Below are 22,640 nucleotides of genomic sequence, written 5' to 3' on the forward strand. Positions count from 1 at the left end.
ATCCGGACGCGCCCCGGCGACTGGGCGCTCGCGGACGCGCCCAGCCCTCGATCCCTCGCCGACCTGCGGCCGGACCTCGACCACCGGCCCGCTATCGTCGGCGGACGTGAAGGTGTGGATCCCGCACGAGGCCGGCCGTACCCTGCTCGGCGAGGTGCCGGCGGGGGTCGGCGTCGAGGTGGCCGAGTCGACGTCCAAGCTCCCCTCCAACGTGGCCGGCGTGCGCTTCTGGGTGCCGCCGTTCCTCTCCTCCGGGAACGCCACCGCCCTGCTGGCCGACCTGCCCGACCTGCGGGTGGTGCAGCTGCTCTCGGCCGGCGCGGACGCCTGGGTGGGCCGGATGCCGGACGGTGTGGCGCTCTGCGACGCGCGCGGGGTGCACGACTCGGGCACCGCGGAGTGGGTGGTGGCCGCGATCCTGTCCGCCCTGCGCGCCTTCCCCGCCTTCGCCCTGGCCCAGTCCCGCCGCGAGTGGGCGTACGACCGGTTCTGCCCGACCGACGAGCTGACCGGCAAGCGGGTGCTGATCGTCGGCGCCGGGTCGATCGGCGCGGCGGTGCGCGCCCGGCTGGCCCCGTTCGAGGTGACCTTCACGATGGTCGCCCGGACCGCCCGTCCCGCGGAGGGGGTGCACGGCGTCGACGAACTGCCGGCGCTGCTGCCCGGGGCCGACGTCGTGGTGCTGCTGGTGCCGCTGACGGAGGCGACCCGGGGGCTGGTCGACAGGGCGTTCCTCGCGGCGATGCCGGACGGCGCGCTGCTGGTCAACGCCGCGCGCGGCCCGGTGGCCCGGACGGACGACCTGGTGGCGGAGCTGGCGAGCGGGCGGCTGCGGGCCGCGCTGGACGTCACCGATCCCGAGCCGCTGCCCGCGGACCACCCACTGTGGGAGCTACCCGACGTGCTGCTCACCCCGCATGTCGCCGGCTCGGTGCGCGGGGTGCTGGCCCGGGCGTACCGGCTGGTGGGCGAACAGGTCCGGCGGTTCGTGGCCGGCGAGCCGCTGGTCAACAGGGTGGTCGACGACTACTGAACACCCATGTCGCCGACATGGCGGCATCGGACAGGCTCGGACACCCCCATGCCGCCGCCATTGAGTCGATCATGGAGCGCCGCGTGCGTGCCGGCGGCGCCGGGCGGGCCGGGTCAGGCGGCCGGGGTGGGCGGGGTCTGGCCGGTGACCGCGACGAGCCGGGGCAGCTCGGCACCGCGCACCCCGGGTAGGACCAGCCGCTCGCCGTCGTCGAGCCGGGCGACCGCGCGGCCCCGGCCGTCGGCGGCCAGCTCGACGACCCGGTCCCACGCGACGCGGCGCTGCCCGAGCAGCGCCCGCAGGCGCAGTTCGCGGGCGTCGGCGTCGGTGCCGGCGCGCCACGCCCAGGCGCCGATCGCCAGCGGAACGAGCAGCACCGGCACGAGGTACCACCGGGCGCTGGCCAACGGCAGCGCCCCGAGGAAGGCGATCACCGCCGCGACCAGGATCGCCTGGCTGTGGCGGAAGCGGACGGTCTCGGCACGACTCACCCCCCGATGATCCCACTGCCGCCCAGCCGGGCTCCGGGCGGGCGGCGGCGAGGGTGACCGCCGCCATGGTGACGTGGGTCACTCATGTTTCCGGCCCGCGGGCCGTGTCCGTCGTGCCGGTGAATCGTTCCCTCATGTTGGGCGGGAGGACTCCCGCCACGGCTGCGCAGCCCCGGACCGCAACCCTGGGCGGCGGCCAGACCGTGACCGCACCGCGCCGACCCTGGGTCGCAACCCCAGGGAGGCACCCGCACCGCCGTAGCGCAACCGCCCGTGCCCCTCACGAAGGCGATCGCCGTGTCCGTCGCGTACCCCGCCGGCGTTCTCCGCCGCCTCCTGCGCCCCGCCGACCTGCTCGTGCTGGCGGCGGCGACCCTGCTCGTCCTCGCCGCGCTGGCCGGCCTGGTCCCGCCGCTGGCCGTGGTGGCGCTCGCCGGCGCCGCCGGCAGTGTCCTCGCCGGCGTCCGGCTCGCCGGCTGGCCGTTCCCCGCCGCGCCGCCGCCCGTCCCCGCCCCGCCGCCCCGCCGCCCGCCGCCCTCGCCGCCCCGCCGCCCCGCCGCCCCGCCCCGCCGCTCCCGCCCCCGCCCGCCGCTGTCGGCGGGCCGCCGGCCTGCTCGACGCGGCGGTGGCCGCGGCAGGGCTGACCGTCGGGGTGCTTCCCGTGGTCGACGCCGGGCATCGCGTCGCCGTCGGCGCGGTCGGCCTCGGTACGGCTGCCCTGCTGCACGCCGCCGGGCTGCTCCTGCTGCCCGGCCGGTCCCGGCTGTCCGTCCCGGCCCTGCTCCGGCGGGTCGTCGACGTCGTCGGCCTGGGGCTGAGCCTGGTCTTCGCCGCCTGGGCGCTGCTGCCGCCGGGGCAGCCCGCGCCCGCCGCCCGGATCGCGGGGGTGGCCGGCGGGTTCGGCTTCGCCACGGTCGGCGTCGCGGCGCTGGCCGACTGGCGGCGCCGGCCGGGCGTGTCCCTGTCCCTCCTCGGTGCCGGGTCCACGCACCTCGGGCTGCTCGCGCTGGTCGTGCTGCTGGCCTGCCGCGCGCCGGACCGGGCCGCCCTGACCGCCGTCCCGCCGCTGGTGGCCGGGGCGCTGCTCACCGCCGCCGGCGTCCGCCGGGTGGCCCGCGGCGACCGGCCGCGCCCGGGCGCGCCGCCGCCGGTCTGGCCCCGGGTCAGCGCGCCGGCCGGAATCGCGACCATGGCCGCCGGCGCGCATCTCGCCGCGCACGGCGACCTCGGGCCGGGCACGATCCTGCTCGGGCTGGCCGTGGTCCCGCCGCTGGTGCTCCGGGAGCTGATGTCCGCGGCGGACAACCGCCGGTACGCCGAGCGGCTCGCCGCCCAGGAGGCGCACTTCCGGGCGCTCGTCTCCGGCGGGCACGACCTGATCCTGCTGCTGGACGCCGCGCTGCGGGTGCGCTGGTACTCCCCGGCCGGGACCCGGCTGTTCGGGCTGACCGACGCCGACGTGCTCGCCCGCCCGTTCGTCGACCTCCTGCACCCCGAGGACGCCCCGCGCGCCGCGCTGCTGCTCGACCGCGTACGTGACGGGTCCCGGCCGACGCTGCTGGCGGCCCGGCTGCGTGACGGGCAGGGGGCCTGGCGGGAGACCGAGTCCACGGTCAGCGACCAGCGCGGCGTACCCGAGGTCGGCGCGCTCGTGCTGCACGTCCGCGACGTCGGCGAGCGCCGCCGGCTGGAGCGCGTCGTGCACCGGCTCGCCGCGACCGACCAGCTCACCGGGCTGGCCAACCGGCGCGAGCTGCTGCGTGAGCTGGCCGCCCGGCGCGCCGGGCCGGGCGCGCTGCTGGTGGTCGACCTGCACGGCCTGGGCGCGGTCAACGAGGGGCGCGGGCGGGCGGCCGGCGACGTGGTGCTGGTCGAGGTGGCCCACCGGCTGCGCGCGACGACCGGCGCGGACGACCTGGTGGCCCGGCTCGTCGGGGACGAGTTCGCGGTGGTGGCCGACGCCGGCCCGGTGCTGGCGTACGCCCTGGGCACCCGGCTCGTCGAGGCGCTCGGCGAGCCGTACCGGGTGGCCGGCGACGAGGTGCGGCTGCAGGTCAGCGTCGGCCTCGCCGAGCTCACCGGCGCGGGCCCGGACGACGTGCTCCGCCGGGCCGACCTCGCCCGCCGCCGGGCCGCCCAGCTCGGCCGGGACCGGGTCGACTGGTACGACGCGTACCTGGAGGAGCAGCTGGTCCGCCGGCTCGACCTGGAGCGGGAGCTGCCCGGCGCGGTGGCCCGGGGGGAGCTGGACCTGGTCTACCAGCCGGTGCTCGGGCTGACCGACCGGCTGCCGGTGGGCGCCGAGGCGTTGCTGCGCTGGCGCAGCCCGGTGCTCGGCACCGTGCTTCCGGCCGAGCTGCTGCCCGTGGCCGAGGACCTCGACCTGATGGGCGAGGTGGGCCGCTGGGTGCTGGACCGCGCGTGCCGCCAGCTCGCCGACTGGTCGGCCGGCGGCCGGCAGTTGTGGATGGCGGTCAACGTCACGCCCCGGGAACTGGCCGCGCCGGACTTCCTCCAGCGCACCGCGGCGGTGCTCGCCACCCACGGCGTACCGCCGGACCGGCTGGTGGTCGAGGTGGCCGAGCCGCGCATCGGCGCGGAGCTGTCCACCGTGGTGGCTCGGCTCGCCGGGCTGCGCTCCCTCGGCGTGCGGACCGCGCTGGACGACTTCCAGGCCGCGCACGCCTCGCTGGCCCGGCTGCGCCGCCTCCCGATCGACCTGCTCAAGCTGGCCCCGCAGCGGACGGGGACGGACGACCGGGGGCAGCGCCCGCTGACCGACGTGGTGGTGAGCCTCGGCGACCGGCTCGGCCTGCAGATCGTCGCCGAGGAGCTGGAGACGGCGGCCCAGGCGGACGCCGCCGGACGGGCCGGCTGCCGCTACGGCCAGGGCTTCGCGCTGGCCCGGCCGGCGACGGCGGAGCGGGTCGAGGCGTACCTGGAGGAGTTCCCCTCCGCGTCGCGCTGAGCGCAGCCGGGCGCGCTACTTGAAGATTTTCGCAACTGCTAATCTCTTCAATGGCGACCTCGGGAGGAGCCGTCATGTCCGTGCCGCTGTACCAGGCCAAGGCGGAGCTGTTCCGCACCCTCGGCCATCCGGTGCGCATCCGGGTGCTCGAACTGCTCCAGGACGGGCCGAAGCCCGTCCGCGACCTGCTCGCGGCCATCGAGGTCGAGGCGTCCAACCTGTCGCAGCAGCTCGCCGTGCTGCGCCGCGCCGGCATGGTCACCTCGCACCGCGACGGCCCCCTCGTGGTGTATGCGCTCAGCACCCCCGACGTGGCCGACCTGCTGGCCGCCGGGCGGCGCATCCTCGGCGCCGTCCTCACCGACCGCGACGCCCTGCTCGACGAGCTGCGCGCCGGTGCCGCGACCGCCCCGGCCCCCGCCCCCGCCCCCGCCGAGGGTGACCGCGACCGTGCCGGGCGGGGCAGGTGAGCGGCGCCGCCGTCCTCCGCGACCGCGCCCTGCGCCTGCTGCCCGGCCGCGCCGACTGGATTGCGGTACGCCGCTCGCCCCGCCGCGACCTGCTCGCCGGGCTCACCGTCGCCGTCGTCGCCCTGCCGCTGGCCCTCGCCTTCGGCGTCACCTCGGGGCTGGGCGCCCAGGCCGGGCTGGTCACGGCCGTGGTCGCCGGCACGGTGGCGGCCGTCTTCGGCGGCTCCAACCTCCAGGTGTCCGGCCCGACCGGCGCGATGACGGTGGTGCTGGTGCCGGTGGTGCAGCAGTTCGGCCCGACCGGCGTGCTCATGGTCGGCGCGATGGCCGGGCTGGTGCTGATCGCCCTGGCGCTCGCCCGCCTCGGCCGGTACGTCCGCTACCTGCCGACCCCCGTGATCGAGGGCTTCACCGCCGGCATCGCCGTGGTCATCGCCCTGCAACAGGTGCCCGCCGCGCTCGGCGTGACCGACGCGCACGGCGAGCGGGTCTGGGCCGTGGCCGGCGACGCGGTCGCCCGTTTCGTCGTACACCCGCGGCCGGCGGCCCTCGCTACGGCCATCGGGGTCGCGGCGCTGATGCTGCTCGGCGCCCGCTGGTGGCCCGGTGTGCCGTTCTCCCTGCTCGGAGTGGCCGCCGCGACGGTCCTGGCCGAGACCGCCCCGGTCGACCTCGTCCGCATCGGCGCCCTGCCGCAGGGACTGCCCGCGCCGTCGCTGGCGTTCCTCGACCCCGGCGCGATCGGGGTGCTGCTGCCCTCCGCGCTTGCCGTGGCCGCTCTCGCCGCGCTGGAGAGCCTGCTGTCGGCCACCGTCGCCGACGGCATGACCGTGGGCGAGCGGCACGACCCGACCGGGAGTTGCTCGGCCAGGGGCTGGCCAACCTCGCCGCGCCGCTGTTCGGCGGTGTCCCGGCCACCGCCGCCATCGCCCGCACCGCCCTGAACGTACGCGCCGGGGCCTCGTCGAAGTTGGCCGCGCTCACCCACGCCGTGGCGCTCGCCGGGATCGTGCTCGCCGCCGCGCCGCTGGTCGGCCGCATCCCGCTCGCCGCGCTGGCCGGGGTGCTGCTCGCCACGACGGTACGGATGGTCCTCGCCACGACGGTACGGATGGTCGAGGTGGGCTCGCTGTGGGCACTGGCCCGGGCGACCCGGGGCGACGCCCTGGTGCTCGTCCTCACGTTCGCGGTGACCGTGATCTGGGACCTGGTCACCGCCGTCGCCGTCGGCATCGCTGTCGCGGTCGTCGTCGCGCTGCGCGCGGTGGCGCGCAGCGCCAGGCTGGAGCAGGTGCCGCTCGACGCGGGCGACCACAGCGCGGAGGAGCGGGCCCTGCTCGACGAGCACATCGTCGCGTACCGGCTGGACGGGCCGCTGTTCTTCGCCGCCGCGCACAACTTCCTGCTCGAACTCACCGAGGTCGCCGACGTGCGGGTGGTCATCCTGCGGATGTCCCGGGTGTCCACGATCGACGCCACCGGCGCGCACGTCCTCGGCGACGCCATCCGGCGGCTGCGGGGACGCGGGATTGCGCGCTCCCTGGAGGGTGACTTCTGGAGGTTGTTAGTCGGTGGCCTTGGGGTGTCCGGTGCCGGCGTGCTTGATCCAGCAGGTGCGGGTGTCGTGGTCGACCAGGTACCAGATGCGACCGCCGGCGGTGACCTCGTACTGCCACTGCGGCAGCGTCTTTCCGTTGTGCCCCGTGGTGGCGAGGGAGCCTTTGAGGGGGTGCTGGCGGCTGGTCGGCGGGGACGGGCAGGGGTTGGCCTCGATGGCGTCGAACGCGGCGCGGGTGTTGGCCGCGGCCTGGCGGCACAGTTCCTCCCAGCCCTTGGCCGCGTCGTTCGTGGCGAACCGCAGGGTGTAGCCGCCGGGGCGTGGTGGCGGCGCCGCCCGGTCGCCTCGCTTCGCGCTCACTCGCCGGCAGGGCGCGCCACCGGCCCGAAGTCGCCGGCGCTCGACGCGGCCAGGACCCGGTGCAGGTCGGGGTCCGCGTGGATCTCGGCGGTGTGCCGCCACTCGGTGAGGAACTGCGATACTGCTGCGGTGTTGCCCACCGCCGCGGCCGCCTCCGCCGTGTCGACGAACTCGCTGGCCATCTGCTCGAGGTCTCCGGGCGGCAGGAATCGCACCCAGGGCAGCACGGTGGGCAGCGCCTCACGCACCAGGGCCGGGTCCCGGCGCACCACGCTGGCCAGCAGCCGGGCAGTCAGGTCCACCACCTCGCCCTCGGCTTCCGCCCGGTCGGCGGACATCAGTACCAGGTCGGCGGCGTCGCGGCGGCGCAGCCGCACCGCGCGAGCGCGGGCCAGCCGCTCGGTGGTTTCCGCCGGCTGGCGCAGCAGTTCCGAGAACGGCACGGACTCCAACGGCATCGACATGACATCAACACTACTTCAGAGGTGGGCGGAATTGCCAGGACATGGCGAAGGGGCCCACCCGCGGTCACCGCGTAGGCCGTCAGCATGCCGGACCCGGCCGGTTGGACTGACCGCGCAACCAGCGACACGCTCTTGCCACCGGCCCGGAGGATTCCTCGCTGTCTGCCCTCCCGTTACGGTAGGAGACCGGCATGGCGGCATGCCGGCAATCCCCGAGGAGACAGCAACAAACATGGCCGTGGACCGGTGCCCGACGTGACCGATCGATACGCGCGGGTATCCGCGACGACGACCCATGACACACTCGCCATCCCGCTGAGCCTGTCGGAGCTGGAGCAGTATCTGGCCCGGGCCGCCGATCTGCTGCGCGGAAGCATCGACCAAGCCGACTTCAAGGCGTACATCTTCCCGCTGATGTTCTTCAAGCGGATCAGCGACGTCTACACCGAGGAGTACGAGCGGGCGCTGGCGGAGTCGGGCGACGACCACGAGTACGCGTCGTTCGCCGAGAACCACCGCTTCGGCATCCCCTCCGGCTGCCTGTGGGAGGACCTGCGCGCCCGCACCGAGAACGTCGGGCAAGCCCTGGTGACCGCCTTCCGCGCGATCGAGAAGGCCAACCCGGACGTGCTGTACGGCATCTTCGGGAGCGCTGCCTGGACGAACAAGGACAAGCTGCCGGACGCCAAGCTGCGCGATCTCATCGAGCACTTCTCCAGCAGGACGTTGAGCAACGCGGTCGTCCCACCGGACGTGTTCGGGCAGGCGTACGAATATCTCATCAAGCGGTTCGCGGACCAGTCCAACAAGAAGGCCGGCGAGTACTACACCCCGCGCCTGGTGCAGCACATGATCAAATCTGCGGCGCCCGGGACTGATGAACGACGTGGTCGTCTGCCCGGGGTCGGCCGGCACCGGTCGCCCGCGTCGCCGGAAGGGTGCCGGCGACGGGGTGTTCAACAGGGGCCCCTTCCTACGCGGAAAGCGCGTTAGGAAGGACCCCCGCCAATCACTCCGGGACGCGGCGGTAGGCGCCGTCGCTGGCCGAGGTGGCCATCGAGGCGTACGCGCGCAGAGCCGCCGACACCGGCCGTTCCCTGTCCAGCGGCGTGTACGGGCGGTCGCGCTTCTCCTGCGCGACGCGCCGGGCCTCCAGCACGTCGGCGGGCACGTTCAGCTCGATCGACCGGTTCGGGATGTCGATGACGACCTCGTCGCCCTCCTCGACCAGGGCGATCAGCCCGCCGGAGGCCGCCTCGGGGGAGACGTGCCCGATCGACAGGCCGGACGTGCCGCCGGAGAACCGGCCGTCGGTGAGCAGCGCGCAGGACCGGCCCAGCCCGCGGCCCTTGAGGAACGAGGTGGGGTAGAGCATCTCCTGCATGCCGGGGCCGCCCTTCGGGCCCTCGTACCGGATGACCACCACGTCCCCGGCGACCACCGACTTGTTCAGGATGCCCTCGACGGCGGCGTCCTGGGACTCGAAGACCCGCGCCGGCCCGCGGAAGGTGAGGCACTCCTCGGGCACTCCGGCGGTCTTCACCACGCAGCCGTCCGGCGCGAGGTTGCCGTGCAGGATGGCCAGCCCGCCGTCGGCCGAGTACGCGTGCTCCCGGTCCCGCACGCAGCCGCCGGCCGCGTCCGTGTCCAGCGACGACCAGCGGTTGGTGGTGGAGAACGGCTCCGTGGTGCGCACCCCGCCCGGGGCGGCGTGGAACAGCTCGACCGCCTCCCGCGTGGCGGAGCCGCCGCGGACGTCCCAGTCGGCGAGCCAGCGCTCCAGCGTGGGGGAGTGGACGGCGTGCACGTCCCGGTTGAGCAGGCCGGCCCGGTCCAGTTCGCCGAGGATGGCGGGGATGCCGCCGGCCCGGTGCACGTCCTCCATGTGGTACTGCGGCGAGTTCGGGGCGACCTTGGCCAGGCAGGGCACCCGGCGGGAGATCGCGTCGATGTCGGCGACGCCGAAGTCCAGCTCGGCCTCCCGGGCGGCGGCGAGCAGGTGCAGGATCGTGTTGGTCGAGCCGCCCATCGCCACGTCCAGGGCCACCGCGTTCTCGAACGCGGCCCGGCCGGCGACCGCGCGGGGCAGCACCGAGGCGTCGTCGCCGTCGTACCAGCGCTTGGCGATCTCCACGACGGTGCGGCCGGCCTCGACGAAGAGCGACCGGCGCGCGGCGTGGGTGGCCAGCGTCGAGCCGTTGCCGGGCAGCGCCAGGCCGATCGCCTCGGTCAGGCAGTTCATCGAGTTGGCGGTGAACATGCCGGAGCAGGAGCCGCAGGTCGGGCAGGCGGAGCGCTCGATGGCGCCGAGCTGGTCGTCGGTCACCGCCTCGTTGGAGGAGGCGATCATCGCGTCGATCAGGTCGATCTTGGAGTGCACGATCCCCTCGATCGCCACCGTCTTGCCGGCCTCCATCGGGCCGCCGGAGACGAAGACGGTGGGGATGTTGAGCCGCAGCGCGGCCATCAGCATGCCGGGGGTGATCTTGTCGCAGTTGGAGATGCAGACCAGGGCGTCCGCGCAGTGCGCGTTGACCATGTACTCAACCGCGTCGGCGATCAGCTCGCGGCTGGGCAGCGAGTAGAGCATCCCGCCGTGGCCCATGGCGATGCCGTCGTCGACCGCGATCGTGTTGAACTCCCGGCCGACCCCGCCGGCCTCGGCCACCGCGTCGGCGACGAGGCCACCGAGGTCCTTGAGGTGTACGTGACCGGGGACGAACTGGGTGAAACTGTTGGCGATGGCGACGATCGGCTTGCCGAAGTCGTCGTCGGTCATCCCGGTGGCCCGCCACAGGGCCCGGGCGCCGGCCATCGTCCGACCGTGCGTGGAGGTCTTCGACCGCAGCTCAGGCATGCCTTCCAGTCTGGCACCGTCGGGCGGGCAACCCCCACCCGCGCACGCCGCGTCCCAACAGATGCACACCCGGTACCCCACGAGGGGCGCGCATCCGGCAGAGTTGAGGCGTGCACTTCCCCCCGGGCATGGTCGCGGTCGCGGTGCTGAGTGTGCTCGTCGCCGTCGGCGCCACCGCGCTGCTGGCCCTGGCCGTCCGGCGGCTCGGGTGGCCCTGCCGGCAGGTGGCCGCGCTGGTCGCCGCGGCGGCGGCGGTCGCGCTGGCCAGCCTGCTGGTCGGGCTCGCCGCCACGCTGGGCGTCGGGCTCGACGCGAGCCGGCCGGGGCACCGCATCACCTGGGTGACCCTCGTCTCGGCCGGCACCGCCACGAGCGCGCTGGCGTTCGGCGCGGGGCTGCTGCGGCTGCGCGGCACCCCGAACACCTCGGCGGCCAGGGCGCGGCTGCTCCTGGACGGCCTGATCGTGGCCACCGCGCTGTGGTTCGTCGGCTGGGTGGTCCTCTCCGAGCCGACCCGGCTGCTCGGCGCCGCCACGCCGCCGGCGTGCGTGCCGACCCTGCTGGCCACCCTCGGCGCCGCGCTCACCGTCGGGCTCGCCGTGGTGGTGCTCCTGCGGGCCGTCCCGCCCCGCCGCCGGCTGGCCTGGCTCGGCGCCGGGATGGCCGCGGTGACCTGCGGCGGGCTCGGCGTCGCCGCGGGGCTCCTGCAGGCCCTGCCGGGCATGGTGCTCGCCGGCGCCGGGCTGCTCGCGGCCGGCTTGCTGGCCGCCGCCCTGGCCATGCACGGCTCCGCCCCGACCGGTGAGATCGAGGTCGACCTGATCCGCCGGGACGGCGCGTACGCCTTCGTGCCGATGCTCGCGATGGCGGCGTCGGCGATGTACCACCTGCTCGAGGGCGGCCGGTTCGACGCCCTGGGCATCGTCGCCGGCAGTGTCGAGGGCTTCGCGCTGGTGGCCCGGCAGCAACTGACCCTCAACGACGTGCGCGGGTACGCGGGCCGGCTGGCCGCGCGGGAGGCGCACTTCCGGGAGTTGGCGCACACGGACGCGCTGACCGGCCTGGCCAACCGGCGGGGTCTGCTGCGTGCCCTGCACCGGGCCGCCGCCTCGGGCGCCCCGCGCGTGCTGCTCGGCCTGGACCTGGACGGCTTCAAGAACGTCAACGACATGCGCGGGCACGACGTCGGCGACAACGTGCTGGCGGAGGTCGGCCGGCGGCTGCGCGGCAACCTGCGGCCCGGCGACCTGGCGGCCCGGCTCGGCGGGGACGAGTTCGCGGTGCTCATGCCCGGCCGGGAGGCCGACGCGGGCCGGGTCGCGCAGCGGCTGCTCGGGGTGCTCGGCCAGCCGTACGAGCAGCCGGACGGGCCGGTCTTCCTCTCGGCCAGCATCGGGGTGGCCGCCCAGTCCGACGACCCGGACGTGGAGCTGCTGCTGCGCAACGCCGACCTGGCCCTGCGCTACGCCAAGCAGCGCGGCAAGGACCGGATCGAGCACTACGACGCCGCGTACGACCAGCGGCTGCGCCGCCGGGCGACGCTGGAGCACGAGCTGCGTGGCGCGATCGAGCGCGACGAGCTGCGGCTCGCGTTCCAGCCGGTGGCCGCGCTGCCGTCGGTGCGCCCGGTCGGGGCGGAGGCGCTGCTGCGCTGGCACCATCCGGAGCTGGGCAACGTCGGCCCGGACGAGTTCATCCCGCTCGCCGAGGAGTGCGGGATGATCTCCAAGCTCGGCGCGTGGGTGCTGCACCAGGCGTGCTGGCAGCTGTCCCGCTGGCTGGCCGACGGGCACGACGTCTGGGTCTCGGTGAACGTCTCGCCCCGCGAGCTGCACGCCCCGGAGTACGTGGTCCAGGTCGCCGACGCGCTGCGCGCCCACCACGTGCCCCCGCAGCGGCTGGTGCTGGAGGTCACCGAGCACGCCGTCGCCACCGACCTGGACGAGCTGATCCGGCGGCTGACCGCGCTGCGGCGCACCGGCGTCCGGATCGCGCTGGACGACTTCGGGGCCGGATACTCGTCCCTGGGGCAGCTGCGCCGCCTCCCGATCGACATCCTCAAGATCGACCACAGTCTGGTCGCGGAGCACGAGCCGGTCCGCCCGGCGGACGCCGACGGCCCGGCCTTCGCCCCGATGGTCGACATCGTGATGCGGCTCGGTCACCAGCTCGGCCTGCAGGTGATCGCCGAGGGGGTCACCACGCCGGCGGAACTGGCCGCGGTGGTCGCCGCCGGCTGCCGGTTCGGCCAGGGCGCGCTCTTCGGCTGGGGGGTGCCGGCGGAGCACCTGGAGGCGATGCTCGACGCGGCCACGTCGCCCGGCGCGCGTCCGGCCCCCGCCGTCCCGCCAGGCGCTCGTCCCGACCCGGCCGTGACCTCTGCCACGCCGCGGCCCCGGCCGGCCTCCCCAGCGCCCACGCGACGTCCCGCCGAGGGCCCGTCCGCGCAGTTCGGGGCAGGTGTCGACGGCGCGTCGCCGGGCGCCACGCCGACGTCCGTCAACCAAAATGTGGGATCAGTTGACTCATCGCGTGAGATGCGTCAGGCTTGACCGCATGCCGTCGAACCTGTCTCCGCGAGTACTTACCTGAGCGCACTCTCCCCGTCGAGAGTGCGCTGGCCCCGTGCGTGAAGCACGAGGGCCGTTTTTATTGCCGTCGGACCCATCGCCGACGGGCCCCGCCCGCGGCGCACCGCTCGAAGAGCCCCAGCCACTTCCAAGCCGAAGGCCTGAACCGCCATGACGCGACCCACGCCAGAGACACTCGCCCACTCCGCCAGGCGGGCCCGCACCGCCGCCGAGCCGACGACCGACGCCGACCGGGCCGCGCCGGCCGCCCGCCCCGCCGCCACCGCCCCGGCGGTACGGCAGTCCGAGCCCGTCCAGGTCTCCGGGGCCGGCTCCCTCGTGCGGTCTCTCGAGGCGCTCGGCGTGGACGTCGTCTTCGGCATCCCGGGCGGGGCGATCCTCCCGGCGTACGACCCGCTCTACGACTCCACCGTCCGGCACATCCTGGTCCGGCACGAGCAGGGCGCCGGCCACGCGGCCACGGGGTACGCGCAGGCCACCGGCAAGGTCGGGGTCTGCATGGCCACCTCCGGCCCCGGCGCGACGAACCTGGTCACCCCGATCGCCGACGCGTACATGGACTCGGTGCCGATGGTGGCGATCACCGGCCAGGTCGCCCGGCCGGCGATCGGCACGGACGCCTTCCAGGAGGCCGACATCCAGGGCATCACCCTGCCGATCACCAAGCACAACTTCCTGGTGCAGACGGCCGAGGAGATCCCGCAGGTGCTCGCCGAGGCGTTCCACCTGGCCGCCACCGGGCGCCCCGGCCGGTCCTGGTGGACATCCCGAAGGACGTCCTCCAGGCGCAGACCACGTTCACCTGGCCGCCGACGCTGGACCTGCCCGGCTACCGGCCCACCCTGCACCCGCACGGCAAGCAGATCCGGGAGGCCGCCCGGCTGATGACCTCGGCCCGCCGCCCGGTGCTCTACGTCGGTGGCGGGGTGCTCAAGGCCGGGGCCACCGAGGGGCTGCGCCGGCTGGCCGAGCTGACCGGCATTCCGGTGGTCACCACCCTGATGGCGCTCGGCGCGTTCCCCGACTCGCACCGGCAGCACCTGGGCATGCCCGGCATGCACGGCACGGTCACGGCGGTCTACGGCCTGCAGCGGGCCGACCTGATCGTGGCGCTGGGCGCCCGGTTCGACGACCGGGTCACCGGCCGGCTGGACACCTTCGCCCCGGACGCCGCCGTCGTGCACGCCGACATCGACCCGGCCGAGATCGGCAAGAACCGGCACGCGGACGTGCCGATCGTCGGCGACGCCCGGCACGTGATCGACGAGCTGATCGCCGCGGTCACCACCGAGCGGGCCGCCCACGAGCCGGCCGACCTCGCCGACTGGTGGAACCAGCTGGACGACCTGCGCCAGCGCTACCCGCTGGGGTACGAGGAGCCGGCCGACGGCACCCTGTCCCCGCAGTACGTGATCGAGCGGCTGGGCAAGATCGCCGGGCCGGACGCGATCTACGTCGCCGGGGTCGGGCAGCACCAGATGTGGGCCTCCCAGTTCATCTCGTACGAGAAGCCGTACACCTGGCTCAACTCCGGCGGCCTCGGCACGATGGGGTACGCGGTCCCGGCCGCGATGGGCGCCAAGGTGGGCCAGCCGGACACGGTGGTCTGGGCGGTGGACGGCGACGGCTGCTTCCAGATGACCAACCAGGAGCTGGCCACCTGCGCCCTGGAGGGCATTCCCGTCAAGATCGCCGTGATCAACAACGGCAACCTCGGGATGGTCCGGCAGTGGCAGACGCTGTTCTACAACGAGCGGTACTCCAACACCGAGCTCGGCACCCACAAGCACCGGATCCCGGACTTCGTCAAGCTCGCCGAGGCGCTCGGCTGCGTCGGCCTGCGCTGTGAGAACGCCGCCGACGTCGACAAGACCATCGAGGCGGCCATGGCGATCAACGACGCCCCCGTCGTGATCGACTTCGTGGTCGGCAAGGACGCGATGGTGTGGCCGATGGTGGCCGCCGGCACCAGCAACGACGAGATCATGTTCGCCCGGGGCGTCCGCCCCGCGTTCGACGAGGACGAACTCTAATTATGACGATTCAGACGTTGCACACGCTGTCCGTGCTGGTGGAGAACAAGCCGGGCGTCCTGGCCCGGGTCTCCGGGCTGTTCTCCCGGCGCGGCTTCAACATCGACAGCCTCGCCGTCGGCGAGACCGAGAACCCCGACGTCTCCCGGATCACCATCGTGGTCAACGCCGAGTCGTCCCCCCTGGAGCAGGTCACCAAGCAGCTCAACAAGCTGGTCAACGTGCTCAAGATCGTGGAGCTGGACCCGCAGGTCTCGGTGGCCCGGGAACTGCTCCTGGTGAAGGTCCGCGCCGACCGCAGCGTCCGGGGGCAGGTGCTGGAGACGGTGAACCTGTTCCGCGCCCGGGTGGTCGACGTCGCGCCGGACACGCTGACCATCGAGGCCACCGGCACCCCCGACAAGCTGGACGCGCTGCTGCGCGACCTCGAACCGTTCGGGATCAAGGAGATGGTGCAGTCGGGCACGGTGGCGATCGGTCGCGGCTCGCGCTCGATCACCGCCGGCCCCGCCCTGCGCGCCGCATAAGTTCGACCATGCCGGCGCTGCGCGCCGTCTGAAAGCCGACCGTACAGATCCACGACGGGCCACCGCGGGCCGCCGTACGAAAGGGAATGTCAATGAGCGTTGAGGTGTACTACGACGACGACGCGGACCTGGGCCTGATCCAGGGCCGCAAGGTGGCGGTGATCGGCTACGGCAGCCAGGGCCACGCCCACGCGCTGTCGCTGCGCGACTCGGGCGTCGACGTGGTGATCGGCCTGCCGGCGGGCTCGAAGAGCCGCCCGAAGGCCGAGGAGCAGGGCCTGCGGGTGCTCACTCCGGCGGAGGCGGCGGCCGAGGCCGACGTCATCATGATCCTCGCCCCGGACACCGCCCAGCGGGCCCTGTACGCCGAGTCGATCGCGCCCAACCTCACCCCGGGCAAGGCGATCTTCTTCGGCCACGGTTTCAACATCCGGTACGACCTGATCAAGCCGCCGGCCGACGTCGACGTCGCGATGGTCGCTCCGAAGGGCCCGGGTCACCTGGTCCGCCGCCAGTACGTCGACGGCAAGGGCGTGCCCTGCCTGGTCGCCGTCGAGCAGGACGCCAGCGGCAACGCCTTCGCGCTCGCCCTGTCGTACGCCAAGGCGATCGGCGGCACCCGGGCCGGCGCGATCAGGACCACCTTCAAGGAGGAGACGGAGACCGACCTGTTCGGCGAGCAGGCGGTCCTCTGCGGCGGCGCGTCCGCGCTGGTGCAGACCGGGTTCGAGGTGCTCACCGAGGCCGGCTACGCCCCCGAGGTGGCGTACTTCGAGTGCCTGCACGAGCTGAAGCTGATCGTCGACCTGATGTACGAGGGCGGCATCGCCCGGATGCGCTACAGCATCTCCGACACGGCCGAGTACGGCGACCTGACCCGTGGCCCGCGCGTGATCGACGCCCGGGTCAAGGAGGAGATGCGCAAGATCCTCTCCGAGATCCAGTCCGGCGAGTTCGCCCGCGAGCTGGTCGCCGAGGAGGAGGCCGGCAGGCCGAACTTCACCAAGTGGCGGGCCGAGGGCGCGGCGCACCCGATCGAGGAGACGGGCCGCAAGCTGCGGGACATGATGAGCTGGGTGGACCGGCCCATCACCGAGACGGCCTGACCGGCGCCGTCCGGAGACCCGGACGGCCCGAACCGGCACCCCCCGAGGCGTGCCCCGCGGTGGCCAGCCCGACGCCCCTCCCGGCGTCGGGCCGGCCACCGCTGTCCGCTTTCCCGTCCGGAACCCCCGTGCATGTCGGGTTTGTGAGGGCGCTCACCCCTAGGTCGGGGTCACGCCGGCCGGCCTGCCCCCTACGATCGGCGGTAGGTGCGTAGCGGCGCACCAGACGGCCATAGCACGACTGAGCGCGGGGCGCAGTGCGGCGTCCCGGCACCCCGGCCGACCGCCACCCGACCTCTACGAGGACCGATGACTCCTGTCGTACTGATCGCCGAAGAACTCGCCCCCGCCGCCATCGAGGTGCTCGCCCACGACTTCGACGTCCGGCACGTTGACGGCACCGACCGCCCGGCCCTGCTCTCCGCTCTCTCCGAGGCCGACGCGGTGATCGTGCGCAGCGCCACACAGATCGACGCCGAGGCGATCGCCGCCGCGCCGCGGCTGAAGGTGGTCGCCCGGGCCGGCGTGGGCCTGGACAACGTCGAGGTACCGGCCGCCACCGCCCGGGGCGTCATGGTCGTCAACGCCCCCACCTCCAACATCGTCTCCGCCGCCGAGCAGGCCGTCGCGCTGCTGCTCGCCGTGGCGCGCAACACCGCCAGCGCCAGCGCCGCCCTCAAGGCCGGCGAGTGGAAGCGGTCCAAGTACACCGGCGTCGAGGTGCAGGGCAAGACGGTGGGCGTGGTCGGCCTCGGCCGCATCGGCGTGCTCTTCGCGCAGCGGATCGCCGCCTTCGGCACCCGGCTGATCGCGTACGACCCGTACATCCAGCCGGCCCGCGCGGCCCAGCTCGGGGTGCGTCTGGTCGGGCTGGAGGAGCTGCTGCGGGAGAGCGACTTCATCTCGATCCACCTGCCGAAGACCCCGGAGACCGTGGGCCTGATCGGCGAGAAGGAGCTGGCGATCGTCAAGCCCGGCGTGCGGATCGTCAACGCCGCCCGGGGTGGCCTGGTCGACGAGCAGGCCCTCGCGGACGCGATCGCCGAGGGCCGGGTGGCGGGCGCCGGCGTGGACGTGTACGCCAAGGAGCCGTGCACCTCCTCGCCGCTGTTCGCCTTCGACAACGTGGTGGCGACCCCGCACCTGGGCGCCTCCACCCACGAGGCGCAGGACAAGGCCGGCCTGGCCGTGGCCAGGAGCGTGAAGCTCGCCCTGCAGGGCGAGTTCGTGCCGGACGCGGTCAACGTGCAGGCCGGCGGCGTCGTCGCCGAGGACGTCCGCCCGCTGCTGCCGCTGGCGGAGAAGCTGGGCCGGGCGTTCACCGCCGTGGCCGGCGGGGTGGCTGCCAGCGTCACCGTGGAGGTGCGCGGCGAGATCGTCAACCACGACGTCTCGGTGCTCAAGCTCGCCGCCACCAAGGGGCTGTTCAGCTCCGTGGTGGAGGAGCAGGTCACCTACGTCAACGCGCCGCACCTGGCCGCCGAGCGCGGCGTCGAGGTCACCCTGACCAGCCCGGCCGAGACGGTGGAGCACCCGAACCTGGTGACCGTCCGCGGCGCCCTGCCGGACGGCCGCACGGTCAGCGTCTCGGGCACCGTGTCGCACGCGGGCTCGCGGGACGTCATCAAGCTGACCGAGGTGGACGGCTTCGACGTGGAGATCGGCGCGGAGGGCATCCTGCTCTTCCTGCGCTACGTCGACCGGCCGGGCGTGGTCGGCACCGTCGGTACGCTGCTCGGCGCGGCCGGCATCAACATCGCGGCGATGCAGGTCGCCCGCCGGGAGGCCGGCGGCGAGACGCTGATGACCCTCACCGTCGACCAGGCGCTCGGCGCGGACCTGCTCACCTCGGCCGCCGACTCGATCGGCGCGGTGTCGGCCAGCGCCGCCGACCTGCGCGACGAGTAGGGCCGACCCGCCCGCGACGGGCGGATTCCGGGCGGGATCGTCCCGTCCACGCACGACACCCGAGGGGCCCGGCCACATGGCCGGGCCCCTCGCCGTTTCGGGGAAATGTGTCGGGTCAGCGCCGCGCGGGGGCGGGCGGCGGGTAGACGGAGCCGTCCTGGTAGTCGAAGAGCATCAGGTTGTGCTCTCCGGCGAGCCGCTCGATGTCGAGCAGCACCTGGTCCTCGCAGGCCGGGTTGAGGTTCATGACGATGTGGTCGGCGGTCGCGTGCAGCGGCGACACCTCCCACGGCGATCCCTCGCCCGCCCGGTCCGGATAGTTGGCCGTGATCGCCCGGTAGAAGCCGACGACCCGCGGGTCCGGGTAGCGTTCGCCGTGCTGCCCCTGTCGGCACCGTTGCACCGCTGCCCGCACGTCCGCGGGCGTGGCCCCGTCCGGGAGGGCCCACACGCTCAGATCGAAACTCACGGCGGACAGCGTGCCATCTTGCGGCCGGGAAGTCATGGCGACCCCGCCGTAGGTAAGCCGGGAACGTTCCAAATCGTCCCGGCAGGACGGTCCGCTGTGGAGACTCTTGCGTCGAGTCGCGTCGATTCGATAGCGTACTCGTGCGGTCACTGGCTGAGTTCGGTCGTCGGCCCGTCTTCGGGTGGCGTGGTCAGACGCCGGGCCCGACCAGTCCGCGCCCCTCGATTGCGCGAGCCATGCGCACTCGTCGCTGACCGGCCCCCACGATCGTTGCCGCGACCGTGGGGGCCGATCGCGGGCCGCCCGCGGCCCGGGCGCGAATCCGGCCGGAGGGCCGCCCGACCCGGCCCGCGAACGGCACGCCGGCGGGCGGCGACGGTCAGGGGCGACGGTGGGCGAACAGCGCCCGGTAGTCCGAGCCGTTGCGGAACCAGACGAGCCCCGTCGGGCCGGCGGCGTAGAGCGCGGTGGCGTACGCGTCGGCCACCGCGAGGTCCGGGCCGATCACGGTGGCGGAGACGAGTTGGTCGGCCGGCTCCCCGGTGTGCGGGTCGACGACGTGTCCCCGCCGCCCGCTCACGCCCGAGGTGCCCACCGCGCCGGCCGTCATCTCCAGCACCAGCGGGGGCCGGCGAGCGTCGGTGGGGTGGTGCACGGCGACGCGCCACGGGCCGCCGTGCGGGGCGTGGCCGCGTACCACGAGGTCGGCCCCGTGAGCACGGCGTAGTCGTCGATGCCGGCGGCGCGCAGCCGGGCCGCGGCCCGCTCCACCGCCCAGCCGCCGAGCAGGCCACCCGGGTCGAAGCCGCCCGGCACGGCCCAGGCGTCGAACCATCCGTCGGTCGCGGCCCGCATCGCGGCGCAGCGGTCCACCAGGTCGGCCAGCGGCGGGTACGACTCGGGGCTGATCTCTCCCCGGCGCAGCCGGGACACGAGGCTGCCGGGTCGGGTCGGGCCGTACGTGAGGTCGATGGCCCGCAGCTCGCCGACGGCGTCCGCCAGCGCCTCGCCGACGCCGCGTCGGCCCTGCCGGTCCGGCGCGTTGAGCAGCAGCGTGTACTCCGCGGTGGCGGTGCGCACGGTGTGCCGCACGACGATCCGGTCGACGGGGGCGACGGAGCGGTCGAGGCGGTGGCTGCGGGCGCCGAGCCGCAGGTCGGGGCGCCGGCTGCGGAAGCCGACCTGATCCACCCAGCGCGTCCGCGGCTGCTCGTCGGTCCAGCGGGGGCGGGGCTGCTCGTCGATGCGCATGGCCTGCTCCTTCGCTGACGGCGCCGCAGCGCTGCGGTGGTGTCCGGTACGGGCGCCCGGGACGCGCTCGGCACCGACGCTAGGCTGCGAAGATAATCGCTCCATGAGTCTGACCTGGGAACCTTCTGTGCATCCGACTTTCCCGGGATGTGGAAGAGGTGTACCGGGACGCGGGACGGAGTCGTACGGTTGCGGGGAACGCCGAGGTGAGGGAGCGCAGGACGTGGCACGGATCGCGGTGGTGGCCGGGGACGGGATCGGGCCCGAGGTGGTCGCGCAGGCCCGGAAGGTCATCGACGCCGTGCTCCCCGGGGTGGAGGCCACGGAGTACGACCTCGGCGCCGCCCGGTACCACCGCACGGGCGAGGTGCTGCCCGACTCCGTCCTGGCTGAGCTCGCCGGGCACGACGCGATCCTGCTGGGCGCGGTCGGCGACCCGAGCGTCCCGCCGGGCGTGCTGGAGCGGGGCCTGCTGCTCAAGCTCCGGTTCGCCTTCGACCAGTACGTCAACCTGCGCCCGTCGCGGCTCTGGCCGGGCGTCTCCGGCCCGCTGGCGAGCGTGAAGCCCGGCGAGGTCGACCTGGTCGTGGTGCGGGAGGGCACCGAGGGGCTGTACACCGGCGCCGGCGGCGCGCTGCACCGGAACACCCCGGCCGAGGTCGCCACGGAGGAGAGCCTGAACACCCGGCACGGGGTGGAGCGGGTGATCCGGGACGCGTTCGCCCGCGCGGAACGCCGCGAGCGGCGCAAGGTCACCCTCGTGCACAAGACCAACGTGCTGACCCACGCCGGGTCGCTCTGGGCCCGCGCGTTCGAGGCGGTGGCCGCCGAGCACCCCGACGTCGCCACCGAGTACCAGCACGTCGACGCGGCCGCGATGTTCCTGGTCACCCAGCCCCAGCGGTACGACGTCGTGGTCACCGACAACCTCTTCGGCGACATCCTCACCGACATCGCCGCGGCGGTGACCGGCGGCATCGGGCTGGCCGCCAGCGGCTGCATCAACCCCGAGGGGCGCTACCCGTCGATGTTCGAGCCGGTCCACGGCTCCGCGCCGGACATCGCCGGCCAGGGCGTCGCCGACCCGGTCGCCGCGGTCCTCTCCGCCGCCCTGCTGCTCGACCAGCTCGGGCACGCCGAGGCCGCCGCGCGGGTGACCGCCGCCGTCGGCACGGAGCTGGCCAACCGGGCCCCGAACGTACCGCTGCGCACCGCCGAGGTGGGCGACCGGCTCGCCGCGTACGCGGTGGCCTGACGCGGGTCCCCGCACCGCGGACGCCCGGCAGGCGTCCGATCTGCCCGAACGCGCGTGCGCAGCGCCCCGTTCGCCGGTACCGACCTACCTGCTGAACGACCGCTCGGGGTAAGTTTCTGGCAAACAGTGAAGTCGGCGTGCGGTCCCGCGCGCCGTTGTTCCGCAGGGAGGCACGCGCGATGAGCGGTGGTGACAAGCTCGACTTCGAGATCCGTCCGAATCCCGCGCCGGTATCCGTCGCCGACCGGGCCGCCCTGCTCGCCAACCCGGGCTTCGGGCGGGTCTTCACCGACCACATGGTCACGATCCACTACGCCGACGGCAAGGGCTGGTACGACGCCCGGGTCGAGGCGCGCGGGCCCATCCCGCTGGACCCGGCCGCCGCCGTGCTGCACTACGCGCAGGAGATCTTCGAGGGGCTCAAGGCGTACCGGACGGCCGACGGCGGGGTGACCCTGTTCCGGCCGCAGGCCAACGCCGCCCGGTTCGCCGCCTCCGCCCGCCGGATGGCGATGCCGGAGTTGCCCCCGGAGGCGTTCGTGGAGTCGCTGCGCAGGCTTGTCGAGATCGACCGCGACTGGGTCCCGGAGAGCGACGACGGCAGCCTCTACCTGCGGCCGTTCATGTTCGCCAGCGAGGTCTTCCTCGGCGTCCGCCCGGCCAACGAATACCTCTACGTGGTCATCGCCTCGCCGGCCGGGGCGTACTTCCCCGGCGGGGTCAGGCCGGTGACGGTCTGGGTCTCGCCGGACTACACCCGCGCGGCCCCCGGCGGCACGGGCGCGGCGAAGTGCGGTGGCAACTATGCCGCCTCGCTCGCGGCGCAGGCCGAGGCGATCGAGGCGGGCTGCGACCAGGTGGTGTTCCTGGACGCGGTGGAGCGACGCTTCGTCGACGAGCTGGGCGGGATGAACGTCTTCTTCGTCTACGACGACGACACCCTGGTCACCCCGCCGCTGACCGGCACGATACTGCCCGGCATCACCCGGGACGCCGTCCTCACGCTGGCCGCCGAGGCCGGCCTCCAGGTGCGGGAGCAGCCGGTCAGCTTCGCCGACTGGCAGGCCGACGCGGTCAGCGGCCGGCTGCGGGAGGTCTTCGCCTGCGGCACCGCGGCGGTGATCACGCCGATCGGCGGGGTCCGTTTCCCCGACGGCGAGTTCCTCGTCGGCGGCGGCGAGCCGGGCCGCGCCACCATGGCGCTGCGCCAGCAGCTGGTCGACATCCAGCGTGGCCGGGCCGCCGACCCGCACGACTGGGTCGTCCGGGTCCGCTGACCGCCGGCGCGCCCGGGGCGTC

General features: G+C 74.4%; 16 protein-coding genes and 3 pseudogenes. 13 read left to right on the forward strand and 6 right to left on the reverse strand.

The genetic code is table 11. From position 1 onward, the window contains the following. Window positions 1-106 precede the first annotated feature (106 nt). Window positions 107-1,033, forward strand: coding sequence for a 2-hydroxyacid dehydrogenase (locus JD77_RS18610; protein WP_145775486.1), 927 nt, complete (start codon window positions 107-109; stop codon window positions 1,031-1,033). A 113-nt stretch (window positions 1,034-1,146) separates the two neighbouring features. Here JD77_RS18610 and JD77_RS18615 read toward each other — a convergent pair whose 3' ends face one another. Then, on the reverse strand, window positions 1,147-1,524 hold the full coding sequence (locus tag JD77_RS18615) for a PH domain-containing protein (RefSeq protein WP_145775487.1): 378 nt from the start codon (window positions 1,522-1,524) through the stop codon (window positions 1,147-1,149). A gap of 448 nt (window positions 1,525-1,972) precedes the next feature. Between JD77_RS18615 and JD77_RS18620 the strand changes: the two genes are divergently transcribed. From JD77_RS18620 to JD77_RS34750, 4 genes and pseudogenes are all read left to right on the forward strand, one after another. After that, window positions 1,973-4,492 (forward strand): putative bifunctional diguanylate cyclase/phosphodiesterase, encoded by a 2,520-nt coding sequence (locus JD77_RS18620; RefSeq protein ID WP_246140751.1) that lies wholly within the window; start codon window positions 1,973-1,975, stop codon window positions 4,490-4,492. A gap of 74 nt (window positions 4,493-4,566) precedes the next feature. Then, window positions 4,567-4,962: an ArsR/SmtB family transcription factor gene (locus tag JD77_RS18625; protein WP_145775488.1), complete on the forward strand. Its 396-nt coding sequence runs from the start codon at window positions 4,567-4,569 to the stop codon at window positions 4,960-4,962. Next, on the forward strand, window positions 4,959-5,906 hold the full coding sequence (locus JD77_RS33745) for a SulP family inorganic anion transporter (RefSeq protein WP_246140752.1): 948 nt from the start codon (window positions 4,959-4,961) through the stop codon (window positions 5,904-5,906). Before JD77_RS18625 ends, JD77_RS33745 begins: the two co-directional genes overlap by 4 nt. Continuing rightward, window positions 5,822-6,436: pseudogene (locus JD77_RS34750) on the forward strand (SulP family inorganic anion transporter); the annotation flags it as partial. The gene JD77_RS33745 and the pseudogene JD77_RS34750, both read left to right, overlap by 85 nt. 90 nt (window positions 6,437-6,526) lie before the next feature. On the opposite strand, the gene JD77_RS18635 reads toward JD77_RS34750, so the two are convergent. After that, window positions 6,527-6,880, reverse strand: coding sequence for a type II toxin-antitoxin system RelE family toxin (locus JD77_RS18635; RefSeq protein ID WP_145775489.1), 354 nt, complete (start codon window positions 6,878-6,880; stop codon window positions 6,527-6,529). Continuing rightward, a complete protein-coding gene (locus JD77_RS18640) occupies window positions 6,877-7,344 on the reverse strand; it encodes a hypothetical protein (RefSeq protein WP_246140753.1) in 468 nt (155 codons plus the stop codon). The genes JD77_RS18635 and JD77_RS18640 overlap by 4 nt, the downstream gene beginning before the upstream one ends. A gap of 255 nt (window positions 7,345-7,599) precedes the next feature. On the opposite strand from JD77_RS18640, the gene JD77_RS18645 reads away from it, so the two are divergent. After that, entirely contained in the window at window positions 7,600-8,337 is a 738-nt protein-coding gene (locus JD77_RS18645; RefSeq protein ID WP_246140754.1) for a type I restriction-modification system subunit M N-terminal domain-containing protein, read from the forward strand. A 16-nt stretch (window positions 8,338-8,353) separates the two neighbouring features. Here the strand turns inward: JD77_RS18645 and ilvD are convergent, their stop codons facing one another. Beyond that, the gene (gene ilvD, locus JD77_RS18650) at window positions 8,354-10,201 is read right to left on the reverse strand and encodes a dihydroxy-acid dehydratase (RefSeq protein ID WP_145775490.1); all 1,848 of its coding nucleotides are present in this window, start codon (window positions 10,199-10,201) and stop codon (window positions 8,354-8,356) included. Between the two features lie 128 nt (window positions 10,202-10,329). Between ilvD and JD77_RS18655 the strand changes: the two genes are divergently transcribed. From JD77_RS18655 to serA, 5 genes and pseudogenes are all read left to right on the forward strand, one after another. Next, complete coding sequence (locus JD77_RS18655) at window positions 10,330-12,753, forward strand: putative bifunctional diguanylate cyclase/phosphodiesterase (protein ID WP_387227277.1); 2,424 nt, start codon at window positions 10,330-10,332, stop codon at window positions 12,751-12,753. Between the two features lie 189 nt (window positions 12,754-12,942). Further along, window positions 12,943-14,825 (forward strand): annotated as a pseudogene (locus tag JD77_RS18660) (acetolactate synthase large subunit). 2 nt (window positions 14,826-14,827) lie between these two features. Next, entirely contained in the window at window positions 14,828-15,352 is a 525-nt protein-coding gene (gene ilvN / locus JD77_RS18665; protein ID WP_145775492.1) for an acetolactate synthase small subunit, read from the forward strand. A 92-nt stretch (window positions 15,353-15,444) separates the two neighbouring features. After that, window positions 15,445-16,458, forward strand: a complete 1,014-nt coding sequence (gene ilvC, locus JD77_RS18670; RefSeq protein ID WP_145775493.1) for a ketol-acid reductoisomerase — start codon at window positions 15,445-15,447, stop codon at window positions 16,456-16,458. A gap of 309 nt (window positions 16,459-16,767) precedes the next feature. Beyond that, the gene (gene serA, locus JD77_RS18675) at window positions 16,768-18,366 is read left to right on the forward strand and encodes a phosphoglycerate dehydrogenase (protein ID WP_145775494.1); all 1,599 of its coding nucleotides are present in this window, start codon (window positions 16,768-16,770) and stop codon (window positions 18,364-18,366) included. Window positions 18,367-18,481: 115 nt separating this feature from the next. Here serA and JD77_RS18680 read toward each other — a convergent pair whose 3' ends face one another. Continuing rightward, window positions 18,482-18,835 carry a hypothetical protein gene (locus JD77_RS18680; RefSeq protein ID WP_211372603.1) on the reverse strand — a complete coding sequence of 118 codons (354 nt, stop codon included), beginning with the start codon at window positions 18,833-18,835 and terminating at the stop codon, window positions 18,482-18,484. A gap of 379 nt (window positions 18,836-19,214) precedes the next feature. After that, window positions 19,215-20,086 (reverse strand): annotated as a pseudogene (locus tag JD77_RS18685) (FAD:protein FMN transferase). Between the two features lie 223 nt (window positions 20,087-20,309). On the opposite strand from JD77_RS18685, the gene JD77_RS18690 reads away from it, so the two are divergent. Beyond that, the gene (locus tag JD77_RS18690) at window positions 20,310-21,341 is read left to right on the forward strand and encodes a 3-isopropylmalate dehydrogenase (RefSeq protein ID WP_145775496.1); all 1,032 of its coding nucleotides are present in this window, start codon (window positions 20,310-20,312) and stop codon (window positions 21,339-21,341) included. A 179-nt stretch (window positions 21,342-21,520) separates the two neighbouring features. Beyond that, the gene (locus JD77_RS18695; RefSeq protein ID WP_145775497.1) at window positions 21,521-22,618 is read left to right on the forward strand and encodes a branched-chain amino acid aminotransferase; all 1,098 of its coding nucleotides are present in this window, start codon (window positions 21,521-21,523) and stop codon (window positions 22,616-22,618) included. Window positions 22,619-22,640: the final 22 nt, after the last annotated feature.

It is taken from the genome of Micromonospora olivasterospora, from assembly GCF_007830265.1.
GTDB classification, from domain to species: domain Bacteria; phylum Actinomycetota; class Actinomycetes; order Mycobacteriales; family Micromonosporaceae; genus Micromonospora; species Micromonospora olivasterospora.

Coding starts and splice junctions, on each gene's coding strand:
- JD77_RS18625 (WP_145775488.1), top strand. CDS start 4,567: ATGTCCGTGCCGCTGTACCAGGCCAAGGCGGAGCTGTTCCGCACCCTC.
- JD77_RS18640 (WP_246140753.1), bottom strand. CDS start 7,344: ATGTCGATGCCGTTGGAGTCCGTGCCGTTCTCGGAACTGCTGCGCCAG.
- ilvD (WP_145775490.1), bottom strand. CDS start 10,201: ATGCCTGAGCTGCGGTCGAAGACCTCCACGCACGGTCGGACGATGGCC.
- JD77_RS18655 (WP_387227277.1), top strand. CDS start 10,330: ATGGTCGCGGTCGCGGTGCTGAGTGTGCTCGTCGCCGTCGGCGCCACC.
- ilvN (WP_145775492.1), top strand. CDS start 14,828: ATGACGATTCAGACGTTGCACACGCTGTCCGTGCTGGTGGAGAACAAG.
- ilvC (WP_145775493.1), top strand. CDS start 15,445: ATGAGCGTTGAGGTGTACTACGACGACGACGCGGACCTGGGCCTGATC.
- serA (WP_145775494.1), top strand. CDS start 16,768: ATGACTCCTGTCGTACTGATCGCCGAAGAACTCGCCCCCGCCGCCATC.
- JD77_RS18695 (WP_145775497.1), top strand. CDS start 21,521: ATGAGCGGTGGTGACAAGCTCGACTTCGAGATCCGTCCGAATCCCGCG.